Here is a 12,383-nt window from a genome sequence, read left to right as displayed (position 1 = left end):
TGCTCAGGCTCCCTTCAGGCCGATGCCGAGGTAGTCGAACTCGAAGCCGTGCTCGGCGTATCCGCGCACCTTCCGCGACAGGCCCACGAGCCGGTCGGCGAACATCGGGGTCATCGCCCCGCCCTTCTCCACTACGAAGGTCTGCGCCTCGCCGTACAGTTCGCGCCGCCGGTTGTCGTCCGTCTCCCGTCGCGCCCGGTCGAGCAGGGCGTCGAAGTCCTTGTCGGACCAGGCGGTCTCGTTGTACGAGGAGCCGCCCCGGAAGACCTGCGTGAAGAGCTGGTCGACGGGTCTGCCGGTGTACCAGTAGGTCGCCATGAGCGGCTTCTTCATCCAGATCTGGGTGTAGTACGAGTCCGCCGCGGCCGTCTTGACCTTGATCCGGATACCCGCGCGTTTGGCCGAGTCCTGGTAGGCGAGCGCCATCGGCGTGAAGATCGGGTCGTAGGAGGAGGTGTAGAGGTCCGTCGCGAGGCCCTCGTGTCCGGCCTGCTTCAGCAGGTACCTGGCCTTCTCCGGGTCGTGCGCGGGGTGCGCGGCGATGTGCGCGGGGTCGCTGGGCGGCACGGGGTTGTCCCAGCCGGCGGTACCCGCGCCCTGGAGCGCGACCTTCACCACGTGCTCGGGGTCGTAGGCGAGCTTCATCGCCTGCCGCACCCGTACGTCCGTGAAGGGCTTCTCCGTGGTGAGCATCGGGAGCACGTACCACTGGGCGTTCTTCACGCGGGCGACGGTGGCCCGGCTGGAGGCGGCGACGACCCGTGCGGTCGCGAAGTCCAGATTGGTCTGGGAGAGCAGGTCGACCTGCCCTGCGAGCAGCGCGTTCGAGCGGGCGGACATGTCGGCGACGGAGTAGAAGGCGATCGCGTCGAGGACGGGGCGGCCCTGCCAGTGGTCCGTGTACGCGGTGACACGGCCGGGTCCCGCCGGGGCGAAGGACTCCAGCTTGAAGGGGCCCGTGCCGATGCCGGTCCGTCCGATGGAACGGGCGCTGCCGTCGGGCACGACATAGCAGTTGTAGTGCGTGAGCAGGCTCGGGAACTCCGCGTTGGGGGTCTTCAGCGGCACGACGAGGGTGTGCTCGTCGGGTGTGCGGAGCGTCTTGGGGTCGATCAGCGGGGCGAGGACGGCGGCCTGGGGCGAGGCGGTCGCCTTGTCGAGGATGTGGCGCAGGGTGTAGGCGGCGTCCGCGGCGGTGAGCCTTCGGCCGTCGTGGAAGGTGACGCCTTCGCGGATGCGGAAGGTCCAGGTGCGGGCCTGGGCATCGGGCTCCCAGGACTCGGCGAGGTCGGGGGCGAGGTCGCCGTTCGCGTCGACGCGGACGAGGCGGTTGTAGAGGGCGCCGAGGTATTCGTACGCGGAAAGGGCGCTGGCCGGATCCAGCGTCTCGGCCTCGGAGGCGGGCGGCCGGGCGATGCGGAGGGTGCCGCCGTGGTCGGGGGCGCCCTTCTTCGCCGCCGCGGGCAGCACGGGTGCGGCGGCGGCACCCGTACAGCCGGTGAGCAGCCAGGACGCACCGAGTGCCGCGGTGCTCGCGGCTCCCGCGGCGAGGAGCGATCGCCGTCCCGGGTGGTGGATGTCGGACATGGACCGACCGTCCTTCTCGCTATTCGTTCAGCGGAACGATTGAGTGAAGTGCGTGAACGATAACGAGGAGATGGTTCCGCGCCAACCCTTGGAACCCGGAAATTAACCTCGGAAACCCACTCGTTACGGGGTGGGTGAGGATGTCGAACCCGCGGACTCGGGCCGTTCGGGGGCGGTGGACGAGGCCACCTCGGCGCCGCACAGCGGTCGGCCCGCTGCTCCTCGCCCGGGGGGGAGGAGCAGCGGGCCGACCGCGTCGTGCCGTGGGTCCGTTACTCGCCCGCGTACGCCTTCTCCAGGGCCGCGATGTCCAGCTTGGACATCTTGTACATCGCCTGGGCCGTCCGGGCCGCCTTCTCGGTGTCCGGGTCGCTGATCAGGTCGATGAGCCTGCTCGGGACGACCTGCCAGGACAGGCCGTACTTGTCCTTGACCCAACCGCAGGGGCCCGCCTCGCCACCGTCCTCGACGAACTTGTTCCAGTAGTGGTCCACCTCCTCCTGGTCGTCGCAGTGGATCTGGAACGAGATGGCCTCGTCGAACGTGAACTGCGGGCCGCCGTTCAGCGCGACGAACTTCTGTCCGTTGGCCACGAAGTCGACGGCCATCACGGAACCTGCGGTGCCGTGCTCGGACTCGGAGAAACGGGCGACCCTGCCGAGCCGGGAGTTCTTGAAGATCGAGACGTAGTAGTGCGCGGCCTCCTCGGCCTGACCGTCGAACCACAGACACGTGGTGAATCCGTCGGCGGACATACGTACCTCCTGCGGCGGGAAAAGTTTCGTCACCTCTGTCGACCGATCGTCGTCCCAAAACTCATCGGCGTCGCGCGGGATCCTTCCGCCGGGGGGACGATGGCGGCCGGTCGCGCCGTTCGCCGCGCCCTCCAAGGGGCGCTATAGCATGCGCGGACATGACTTCCTCCGCTGGTTCCTCCACCGCTTCCTCCGCCCCGGACAGCGCGCGCATCGAGCCGTTCCGTATCGACTTCCCGCAGGGCGACGTCGACGACCTGCACCGACGACTCGATCGCACCCGCTGGCCCGACGAACTGCCGGGGGTCGGCTGGGCCTACGGCGTCCCGCGGGAGTACCTGCGCGAACTCGTACGGTACTGGCGGCACGACTACGACTGGCCGGCGGCGCAGGCGCGGTTGAACGCATGGCCTCAGTTCACGACGGAGATCGACGGCGCGCGGATCCACTTCGCGCACATCCGTTCCCCGGAGCCGGACGCGACCCCGCTGGTCATCACGCACGGCTGGCCCGGCTCGATCGTCGAATTCACCGACGTCGTCGGCCCGTTGACCGATCCGCGCGCGCACGGCGGCGATCCGGCCGACGCGTTCCATCTCGTCGTACCGAGCATTCCCGGGTTCGGGCTGTCCGGGCCCACCCGGGACACCGGCTGGGAGTTCCACCGGGTGGCCGCCTCCTTCGCCGAGCTCATGACGCGGCTCGGGTACGAGCGGTTCGGCGCCCAGGGCGGCGACTGGGGCGGGGCCATCTCCCGGGAGCTGGGCCGGGCGTACCCCGAGCGGCTCGTCGGTGTCCACCTGAACCTGCTGCCCGGATCGTCCGCGGCCACCGAGCCGACTCCCGAGGAACTGGCCGCGCTGAGCCCCGAGGAGCGCGAGCGCGCCCTGCTGTCGTGGCGGCGGGGTCTGGAATGGCGCCGCGAGGAGGCCGGGTACGCCGAGCTCCAGGGCACCCGGCCGCAGACCCTGGCCTACGCGCTGACGGACTCCCCCGTCGGTCAACTCGCCTGGATCGCCGAGAAGTTCAGGGCGTGGACGGATGCGAAGGACCGCCCCGAGGAAGCCGTCGACCGGGACCTGATGCTGACCAACGTGATGCTGTACTGGCTGACCGCCACGGCGGGGTCCTCGGCCCGCATCTACTACGAGCGGGCGCACGCGGACTACTGGGGCACCGCGCCCGAGCCGTCGAGGGCGCCGACCGCGCTGGCCGTCTTCCCGCACGAGCCCCTCGTACCGCTGCGGCACATCGCGGAGAGTACGAACAACATCGTGCGGTGGACGGAATTCGACCGGGGCGGACACTTCGCCGCGGCGGAGGAGCCCGAGCTGCTCGTCGAGGATGTGCGGTCCTTCTTCCGGGACCTGCGCACCGGCACCTGAGCACCGGCACCTGAGCACGGGTCGGACACCTGGGCCCCGGCCCCCCGCCGGGGCCGTCGGTGACGTCGGTGGCGCCGGTGGCGCCGGTGACGGCAACCCCGTGTCCCCTCTGCCCGTGGCGAATCTGCTGCGGGCCGAGAAAGCTGATCCGCAAAGCCCTTCGGTCCGAGAGTGGGGATCGCGGCGACGACAGCCGCGCCACCACGAGGAGGACCGATGACTCCACTCATCACCGGCCGGTACCCGGCCCACGCACCGCGCGCCGAGGACGGCGACACCCCCGCGACCCGCTTCGACGACCATCTGGCCGCCCAGCTGCTCGCGCAGCGGATCGTCCTTCTCGGCACCCAGGTCGACGAGGTGTCCGCGAACCGGGTCTGCGCCCAGCTGCTCGTGCTGTCGGCGGAGGACCCGCGCACCGACATCAGCCTGTACATCAACAGCCCGGGCGGATCGGTGACCGCGGGGCTCGCGATCTACGACACGATGCGGCTGATCCCCAACGACGTCTCGACCCTCGCCATGGGATTCGCCGCGAGCATGGGACAGTTCCTGCTCAGCGTCGGCACCCACGGCAAGCGCTACGCGCTGCCCAACGCGCGGATCATGATGCACCAGCCGTCAGCGGGCATCGGCGGCACCACCGCCGACATCGAGATCCAGGCGCAGAACCTGGAGTTCACGAAGCAGGCCATCGAACGGATCACCGCGGAGCACACCGGCCAGAGCGAGGAGACGATCTCCCGGGACGGCGACCGCGACCGCTGGTTCACGGCCGAACAGGCCAAGGAGTACGGCATGGTGGACCGGGTCGTGGAGTCGCTCGACGACGTCCGCCCGGCCGCGTCACGGCGACGGATGGGGCTCTGACATGGGTACGTACACGATTCCGAACGTCGTCGAGCGGACCCCGCAGGGCGAGCGGTCCTACGACGTCTTCAGCCGGCTGCTGTCCGAGCGGATCATCTTTCTCGGCACCGAGATCGACGACGGGGTCGCCAACGTCGTCATCGCGCAACTCCTCCATCTGGAGTCGTCGAACCCGGAGAGCGAGATCGCGATCTACATCAACTCGCCCGGCGGGTCGTTCACTTCGCTCATGGCGATCTACGACACGATGACGTTCGTACAGGCGCCGATCTCGACGTTCTGCGTCGGCCAGGCGGCCTCCACGGCGGCGGTGCTGCTGGCCGGCGGCGATCCCGGACGGCGGTTCGTGCTGGAGCACGCGCGTGTGCTGCTCGGCCAACCCGCGAGCGGCGGCCGGCAGGGGACGGTGTCCGACCTCGCCCTCCAGGCCAAGGAGATGCTCCGTATCCGCGCCCAGGTCGAGGAGGTCCTCTCCCGGCACACGCACCACGACGTGCCGACCCTGCGCGCGGACATGGACCGCGACAAGGTGTTCACCGCACAGGAGGCCGTGGCGTACGGACTCGCGGACGAGGTCCTGAGCCGACGGCTCGCGACGGTCTGAGACCCGACCACCGCCAGGGCCCGCGTCTGCGGCGTGGTCCGCCGGACAGGCCCTGGCCGGTCGTCCCGGTCAGGCGGCGAGGCACATGCCGTCGTGGTGCGAGGCCGACGGAGTGCGGTGGCGGGCGGGCCGCACCTGGGCGAGGCGGGTGAGTTCGCCCTGGGCCAGCGAGAGCAGATCGGTGAGCCCGAGGCCCAGGGCGCGCGCGGCGGCCGCGAGGACTTCGGACGAGGCCTCCTTGCGGCCGCGCTCCAGCTCCGAGAGGTACGGCATCGAGATCCGGGCCGCGTCGGCCACGTCCTTGAGCGTCCGCTCCTGCGCGAGCCGCTCGCGCCGCAGGACGTCACCCACCAGGTCGCGCCACAGCGGCTCCCTGCTCCTGGGCGCCGGTGGCGTATGCCGGGGCGCTAGGACCGGGCGGGGCCGCTGGGGCGCGTCCGCCACGGGACCGGTGGGACGGGCCGCCGGGCCGGTGACCGGAGCCGGTGCGGTCGCCGGGCGGAGGGGAATGACGCGGGCTTCGTTCGGCGCTTGGTTGCTCACCCCTTCAGCCTAGAAGCGCCGAGCCGCGAGGGAAGGGATCGGCTCGGCATTCCGCTCTCGGGGGAATCGAGCCACGTCACGCGCCCGTCACTGCCCGACCCGCCCGTCGATCCGCTCGCGCAGGAAGTCCGCGTGGCCGTTGTGCCGGGCGTACTCCTCGATCAGGTGCACCAGCACCTCCCGCAGCGCGATCGGTTCGTCGTCGTGGGTGCCGGTGATGTCGAGGTCGCGGGCCTCGTCCACGAACCGCTCGGCGAAGGCCACCTCGGAGCGCCAGGTGTCCCAGGCATCCGCCACCACCTCGGGGTCGGGCACCGCGCCGTTGAAGTCGCCGTCCGGGTCGCCGTCCGAGCGGTAGTGCCGCGGCGCGTCCTGGCCGGCCAGCACCCCGCGGAACCAGGCCTGTTCGACCCCCGCCAGATGACGCACCAGCCCGAGCAGCGACATGTTCGAGGGCTCGACGGAACGCCGGGCCATCGCCTCGGCGTCCAGACCCGCGCACTTCATCTCCAACGTGAGCCGCTGGTCGCGCAGATACCCGACGAGCGTGTCCCGCTCCCCCACGAACCCCCCGTCGGAGCGCGGATCGTCGTCCGGGTGCACGAACATGTCCCACCACCCGAAGCTCCGCTCGGACGGGGTGTTCCCGGACTGGGGAGGCTGGGGAAGTGTGGTGTCGGCCATGCCTACGAGCATCGGCGCCCCGACCACGATCCGCCACCGGTTTTCCGCCGCCCCGAAACGGTGTCAAGTCGCCCGCCAGCCCGGGAGTCGGGGCGAGACCCGGCCCGCGTAGATCGGGAGGAACCGGGTAGCCGGGGTCAGGAACGATCACCGGTCGCGACCGACCGGTCGGCCCACCCATCCGGAGGACTCCCGTGCTGATGGCCCACCCCGCGGTACTGCCCAACCTCGTCGAGCAGTACGTCACCCTGCGCACGCTGCACGCCGAGGACGGCGGTACGGAAGTCCGGCGGCGCATGGACGACATGGCCTACACACTGTGCGTCTCGACCGGTACGAGGGACGTGGACGCGGCGCTCGTCGCGGCCCGCCACCGGCTGCCCGGAGCCCGCACGATGGACGACTCCGTCCTCGCCACCTGACCCGAGGCGCGGACCTGGTGCCCAAGAACCCCTGGTGTCCGAGCTCAGTGAGTGATCCGAACCGGGTCGGGCGGCCCCACGAGCGAGCCCACCCGACCCTTCAGCCCCCTCAGCGCAGCCACTGGTCCTTCTCCGCGGGCCGGTACAGCGTCACGGCCCGTGTCACCTTGTCGAGCACCAGCCTCGGCGCCGCGACCCGGGTCACTTCGCCGTCGTACGAGAACCGCGGGTCGCCGTGCAGCACTTCCAGCCGCAGGCCGCGCACCTGCGCCGTGGTGAGGACCCGGCTGTTGTGCAGGGTGCCGGTCAGGACGGCCAGCAGCAGCCGGGTCCTGGCCAAGGGGGTGCCGGCGTCGACGGCACGGACGTCGAGCAGTCCGTCGTCGAGTTGGGTGCGGTAGGTGGGGGCGAACCCGGCGGGGTGGTAGATGCCGTTGCCCGCGAAGAGGAGCCACAGGCGCTTGGGGCGGCCGTTGACCGAGACGTTCACGGGGCTGCCCTTGGCGAGGACCCTGGCCAGCCCGACCACCAGCGCGGGCCACTTCCCGATCCGCTGCTCCAGCTTCTCCCGGGCCCCGACCAGGTCCGAGTAGACGCCGAGGCTGAAGGTGTTGAGGAACACCTGCTCCGGTCCGCCGGGGGCGCGGGCCCGCCCGAGGTCCGCGACGACCGCGTCGCCCGCCTGCACGGCTCGTACGACGTCCTCCAGGGTCTGGTTGCCGAGGTCGACGGCGAAGTGGTTGAAGGTGCCGCCGGGGAAGACCGCGAGCGGCAGCCCGAGCCGGGCGGCGATCTCCGTCGCGGCGTTGATCGTGCCGTCGCCGCCGCAGGCGCCGAGGGCGCCGCCCTCGTCCTTGGCCCGCCGGGCGGCCTGTTCCAGGAGTTCCACCAGGTCCTGGTCCTCCCGCGGCACCGTGATCCCGGCCTTGGGCAGCGCGGCGCGCAGATACGCGCTCGCGTCGGGGGTGTCGGCGCTCCAGGAGAGCCCGGAGGACGGGTTGACCACGATGTGCAGTCCGGCGCCCCCGGGCAGCGCGGGAGCGGGCCGCCGCGGGCGGGCCGCCGCGGCCGCCGCCTCCGGTTTGACCGGCCACCAGCGGGCGGTCAGCGCGGCGGCGCCGACACCGATCGCGACGCCCACGGCCACGTCGCCCGGACGCCGGTCCCCCGAGCGTGTGCGGGCCACGGTCAGTGCCGCGGCGCCGGGCACCGCGAACAGGCCGTACCGGGGCGCTTCGAGCAGGACGCCGACGGCGAACGCGGCGGCCGACGCGACCCGGCCGGCCGCGTCGAGCGGCTGCGCCTTGCGGGCCGCCGGGCGTGCCAGCACGCGGGTCACGGCCGAGGCGATGGCGACGGTGCCGATGCCGCGCAGCGCGGCCCGGCGCGCGGTCCGGTTCCCCGACGCGCCGAGGGCCGCGGCGGCGGCGCCCCACACGAGTCCACCGGCCACGGTCCGCCGCCATCCGGAGGGCCCGGCCGGTCCCGTGGCCGCCCCGCCCGGCCACCACGGCGTGCCACCGCTTGTCCCTCGCCCCGTCCCGCGCCTTCTCATCAGAGGCCCACCCTCGCGTCTCGACAACAGATCTCCTGGTCGGCAAGGTTGTGCCGCCGCTGTCCCTGTTCCCCGACTTCGCGCATTCATGGACCCCGGCCGGGGCGGGGGTCAGGTGGTCTTGGGCAGCTTCACCACGGTCACGAAGAAGTCGTCGATCTGGCGGACCGCGGCGATGAACTGGTGGAGGTCGACCGGCTTGGTCACATAGGCGTTCGCGTGCAGTTTGTAGCTGCGCAGGATGTCCTCCTCGGCGGAGGAGGTGGTGAGGACGACGACGGGGATGTGGGCCAGGTCGTCGTCGGACTTGATCCGCTCCAGGACCTGGCGCCCGTCGTACTTGGGCAGGTTGAGGTCGAGCAGGATCAGGTCGGGGCGCGGTGCCCCGGTGTGCTGGTTGGTGCGGTAGAGGAAGTCGAGGGCCTCCTCGCCGTCCCGGACGACGTGCAGGGTGTTGCGGATCTTGTTGTCCTCGAACGCCTCACGGGTCATCAGCTCGTCGCCGGGGTCGTCCTCGACGAGCAGGACCTGGATGGGTACGGCGGGGGTGCTCACGTGTGTGCTCCTTCGGGTGGGCGCGCCGCCTCCTCGACCCCGAGGTCGGGTTCCGGTCGCACCATGGGCAGGGTGAAGGTCACGCGCGTGCCCGCACCGGCGGTGCCGTCCAGGGTGATGGCACCTCCGTGATGTTCGACGATCTTGCGGCACACGGCGAGGCCGATCCCCGTGCCCTCGTACTCGTCGCGGCCGTGCAGCCGCTGGAAGATGACGAAGACCTTCTCCCTGAACTCGGGTTCGATGCCTATGCCGTTGTCCTGCACGACCAGCCGCCACTGTCCCTCCTCCGGCTCCGCCTCGCAGCGGACGGCGATCTCGGGCGGCCGGTCGGAGTGGCGGAACTTCACGGCGTTGCCGATCAGGTTCTGCCAGAGCATGGTCAGGGTGGTGACGTCGCCCGTCACGGTGGGCAGCGGCCCCTCGCGCACGACACGCGCACCCGTCTCCTCCAGGACCACGCTGAGGTTGCCGAGTGCCCGGTCCAGTACGTCGTCGAGGGCGACGGGGACCAGCTCCTCGCCGACGCGGCCGACGCGGGAGAAGGTCAGCAGGTCGTTGATGAGGATCTGCATGCGTTTGGCGCCGTCGACGGCGAAGTCGATGTACTGCTTGGCCCGGTCGTCCAGTTGGTCGCCGTACCGTTTCTCCAGGAGCTGGCAGAAGGACGCGACCTTGCGCAGGGGTTCCTGCAGATCGTGCGAGGCGACGTAGGCGAACTGCTCCAGTTCCGCGTTCGAGCGCTTCAGTTCCAGGGTCTGGGCGTCGAGTTCCTCGGCCTGCCGCTTCAGAAGGACCTCACGGGCCTTGGAGGCGGAGAGTTCCTCGACGATGCGGCGGCGCATCCCCTCGACGGCCTGGGCCACCCTCTCCAGGTCGCGCGGCCCGTCGAGCCGGATCCTGCGCTCGAACGCGCCGCCGCTGACGTCCACCGAGGCCGCTTCCAGGGCCCGCAGGGGGCGCCCCACGATCCGGTGCAGCAGCAGGGTCAGCGCGAGGCCGCTCGCCAGGAAGGCGGCGAGCATGCCGAGGAAGAGGAGGTTGCGGGACCGACGGCTGTCGTCGGCCGAGGCGCGGGTCCGGTCGCGCAGCTGCTCGATGTCCTTCTCCAGGGTGGCGAGTTGACCCCGGATCTCGTCGAACCTGGCCTTGCTCGCCTCCAGGGAGGGGGTTTTGACGCCGCCGGGCGTGCGGGCCGCCTCGATCAGCGGCTCGGCGTAGTCGCGGCGCCAGGCGTCACTGAGGCGCCCGGCTGTCTTCAGGTCCGCGGAGATCCTGGAGTGGTCGGCGAGTTGCGTCGCCAGGCGGGCCTCGAAGGTCTTCTCCTCCCGTGCTCCCGACGCGTACGGATCGAGGAAGCTGGAATCCCTGCTCAGTACGTAGCCTCGTACGCCCGTCTCCTGGTCCACCAGCGAGGTCTCCAGCTGGTAGGCGGTGGCACGGGCCGGCTGGATGCGGTCGGTGAGCAGATCGGTGCGGTCGTCGGCGCGGGCCTGGAGGACACCGCCGGACACGGCGAAGACGATCACCAGCAGCACGTTGGCGGCCAGCACCACATGGATCCAGCCCTGCACGGTCAGCCGGGCGACGCGCGTGGGCTTTCCGTCCTCGGGACGGTCCGCCGTGGCGTCGTCCGGTCCCGGGTCGTTCGGCGTACGGGTCATGACATTCCGTCCGTCGCGAGGTGCAGGACGGCCACGTCGTCGGCGAGTCCGCCGTGGGAGGCGGTCAGCGCGGCGACGTCCTCGACCACCGCGTCGACGAACGGGCGCCCGCGGAGGGTCTGGTGTTCCCTCGCCACCGCGAGCAGTCCTTCCTCTCCCAGCCGCCGGTCCGGGGCCACGACGCCCTCGAAGAGACCGTCGGTGAACAGCGTCACGGCGCTGATGTCGTGCGCGGGCAGCTCGGTCTCCGGCCAGTGGGCCCGGCCCGAAAGCAGTCCGAGCGCGGGGCCCGGGGCCGGCTCCAACAGCTCGATGCCGCTCGATGTACTCACGAGCAGTCCCGGGTGTCCGGCGCGGATCACGCTCATACGGCTGCGGTCCTTGGCGATCCGCAGGACGGTGAGGGTGGCGAAGATGTAGTCCGCGGCGCGCTCGGCGCCGATGATCTCCTCCAAGAGCTCGAGCTGGCGCGTGCCCACGCATCCGGACAGGACGGCGGCCCGCCAGGCCACCCGCAGACAGACGCCGAGGGCGGCCTCCGCCGCGCCGTGGCCGGAGACGTCCCCGATCACCGCGTGCACGGTGCCGTCCTCGCTCTCGACGACGTCGAAGAAGTCGCCGCCGAGCAGGGCGTGGTCCCGTCCCGGGCTGTAGCGCGAGGCCACCTGGCAACCGGCGCCCCGCAGCAGGGGTGTGGGCAGCAGTCCGCGCTCCAGGCGCGCGTTCTCCCGGGCCAGCAGCCGGCTCGCCTGGAGTTCGGCGCCCGAACGCTCCACCTGCTTGCGTTGCAGGGCGTACCGGACCGCGCGGCTGAGCGCCTCGGCGTCCAGGCCGTCCTTGGCGAGGAAGTCCTGCGCTCCTTCGGCCACCGCGGCGAGCCCGGCCTCGTTCTCGGCGACTCCGGTGAGCACCACGACGGCCGCGTCGGGCGCGGCGTCACGCACCAGCCGGACCGCGCTGAGTCCATGGGTGTCGGGCAGATGCAGGTCCAGCAGGACGCACACGGAGTACGGCGTGGCGTCGAGGAACACGCGTGCCTCGGCGAGGGACTTGCACCAGGTGACCTCCATCGGCAGTCCGCTGTCGACCAGCACCTCCCGCACCAGCAGCGCGTCTCCGGCGTCGTCCTCGACCAGCAGCAGTACCGCGGTGGCGTCCTGGCCCCAGCGGGGATCCGCACTCCCCTGCCGGGGCACCGCGCCTCGTTCACCTGTCCGCGGCAGGCGATCCGCCACGCTCGCCCCCCTTGGATGACCCACGCCGACCATGGTCCGCTGTGAGCCTACTGATACGTCGCTCCGGGTCAACGGCGAAGGGCGAGCCGCGCCTTGACGCACTTTCCGACCGGTACCCGCCCGACGGTCACCTCCGTCGCGAGCGCGTGCACGATCTCCAGGCCGTGCCGCCCCACGCGTTCGGGATCCCGTGGATAGCGCCGGGGCAGGGCGGCGCTGCTGTCGTACACGATGACGGTCACGGAGGTGTCGGTTCCCTCCAGTTCCAGGATGTACGGCCCATGGCTGTGCCGGTCCGCGTTGGTGACCAGCTCGCTGACGACCAGCAGGAGGTCGCCGGTGGCCTGTGCGCCGATCTCGGCACACCACTCCGAACGGAGCTGTTCGAGGAACAGCTCGGCGAAGTGGCGCGCTTCGGCGATGCACCCCGGCTCGCCGGTGTAGTGCGCCGCCCGCCGAAGCGGTTCCACGGGCACGTCGAAGCCAGTCGGTATCACCGCTCCGTCCAAGCGCTCGATCATGTG

General features: G+C 71.3%; 13 protein-coding genes. 4 read left to right on the top strand and 9 right to left on the bottom strand.

All coding sequences use genetic code 11. The features are described 5' to 3' along the window. Nucleotides 1-3 precede the first annotated feature (3 nt). On the bottom strand, nt 4-1,587 hold the full coding sequence (locus KVT44_RS11505) for an ABC transporter substrate-binding protein (protein WP_099924552.1): 1,584 nt from the start codon (nt 1,585-1,587) through the stop codon (nt 4-6). 272 nt (nt 1,588-1,859) lie between these two features. Continuing rightward, on the bottom strand, nt 1,860-2,342 hold the full coding sequence (locus tag KVT44_RS11500; protein WP_190172059.1) for a VOC family protein: 483 nt from the start codon (nt 2,340-2,342) through the stop codon (nt 1,860-1,862). Between the two features lie 158 nt (nt 2,343-2,500). Here KVT44_RS11500 and KVT44_RS11495 point away from each other — a divergent pair, with 158 nt between their 5' ends. The 3 genes from KVT44_RS11495 (at nt 2,501) to KVT44_RS11485 (ending at nt 5,201) form a co-directional block, all read left to right on the top strand. Further along, on the top strand, nt 2,501-3,727 hold the full coding sequence (locus KVT44_RS11495) for an epoxide hydrolase family protein (RefSeq protein ID WP_217566947.1): 1,227 nt from the start codon (nt 2,501-2,503) through the stop codon (nt 3,725-3,727). Nucleotides 3,728-3,943: 216 nt separating this feature from the next. Next, nucleotides 3,944-4,597, top strand: coding sequence for an ATP-dependent Clp protease proteolytic subunit (locus tag KVT44_RS11490; protein WP_054233834.1), 654 nt, complete (start codon nt 3,944-3,946; stop codon nt 4,595-4,597). A gap of 1 nt (nt 4,598) precedes the next feature. Further along, the gene (locus KVT44_RS11485) at nt 4,599-5,201 is read left to right on the top strand and encodes a ClpP family protease (protein WP_054233833.1); all 603 of its coding nucleotides are present in this window, start codon (nt 4,599-4,601) and stop codon (nt 5,199-5,201) included. Between the two features lie 69 nt (nt 5,202-5,270). Here KVT44_RS11485 and KVT44_RS60000 read toward each other — a convergent pair whose 3' ends face one another. Both KVT44_RS60000 and KVT44_RS11475 read right to left on the bottom strand, forming a co-directional pair. Next, the gene (locus KVT44_RS60000) at nt 5,271-5,744 is read right to left on the bottom strand and encodes a helix-turn-helix transcriptional regulator (protein ID WP_308313963.1); all 474 of its coding nucleotides are present in this window, start codon (nt 5,742-5,744) and stop codon (nt 5,271-5,273) included. Between the two features lie 87 nt (nt 5,745-5,831). After that, nucleotides 5,832-6,353, bottom strand: coding sequence for a DinB family protein (locus KVT44_RS11475; RefSeq protein WP_095858316.1), 522 nt, complete (start codon nt 6,351-6,353; stop codon nt 5,832-5,834). Between the two features lie 269 nt (nt 6,354-6,622). Here KVT44_RS11475 and KVT44_RS11470 point away from each other — a divergent pair, with 269 nt between their 5' ends. Beyond that, nucleotides 6,623-6,850, top strand: a complete 228-nt coding sequence (locus KVT44_RS11470) for a DUF5133 domain-containing protein (RefSeq protein WP_217566946.1) — start codon at nt 6,623-6,625, stop codon at nt 6,848-6,850. Nucleotides 6,851-6,959: 109 nt separating this feature from the next. Here KVT44_RS11470 and KVT44_RS11465 read toward each other — a convergent pair whose 3' ends face one another. The 5 genes from KVT44_RS11465 to KVT44_RS11445 all read right to left on the bottom strand — a co-directional run bounded on the left by KVT44_RS11465 (nt 6,960) and on the right by KVT44_RS11445 (nt 12,380). Beyond that, a complete protein-coding gene (locus tag KVT44_RS11465) occupies nt 6,960-8,303 on the bottom strand; it encodes a diacylglycerol kinase family protein (protein WP_308313962.1) in 1,344 nt (447 codons plus the stop codon). A gap of 213 nt (nt 8,304-8,516) precedes the next feature. Further along, entirely contained in the window at nt 8,517-8,960 is a 444-nt protein-coding gene (locus KVT44_RS11460) for a response regulator (protein WP_217566944.1), read from the bottom strand. Beyond that, nucleotides 8,957-10,624 (bottom strand): ATP-binding protein, encoded by a 1,668-nt coding sequence (locus tag KVT44_RS11455; protein ID WP_217566943.1) that lies wholly within the window; start codon nt 10,622-10,624, stop codon nt 8,957-8,959. The genes KVT44_RS11460 and KVT44_RS11455 overlap by 4 nt, the downstream gene beginning before the upstream one ends. Continuing rightward, a complete protein-coding gene (locus tag KVT44_RS11450; RefSeq protein ID WP_308313961.1) occupies nt 10,621-11,859 on the bottom strand; it encodes a fused response regulator/phosphatase in 1,239 nt (412 codons plus the stop codon). Before KVT44_RS11450 ends, KVT44_RS11455 begins: the two co-directional genes overlap by 4 nt. A gap of 68 nt (nt 11,860-11,927) precedes the next feature. Further along, nucleotides 11,928-12,380, bottom strand: coding sequence for an ATP-binding protein (locus tag KVT44_RS11445; RefSeq protein ID WP_054233827.1), 453 nt, complete (start codon nt 12,378-12,380; stop codon nt 11,928-11,930). Nucleotides 12,381-12,383: the final 3 nt, after the last annotated feature.

The sequence above is a fragment of the Streptomyces sp. GbtcB7 genome, assembly GCF_019091445.1.
Lineage (GTDB): Bacteria > Actinomycetota > Actinomycetes > Streptomycetales > Streptomycetaceae > Streptomyces > Streptomyces mirabilis.
This window is presented reverse-complemented; position numbering and strand designations above follow the sequence as displayed.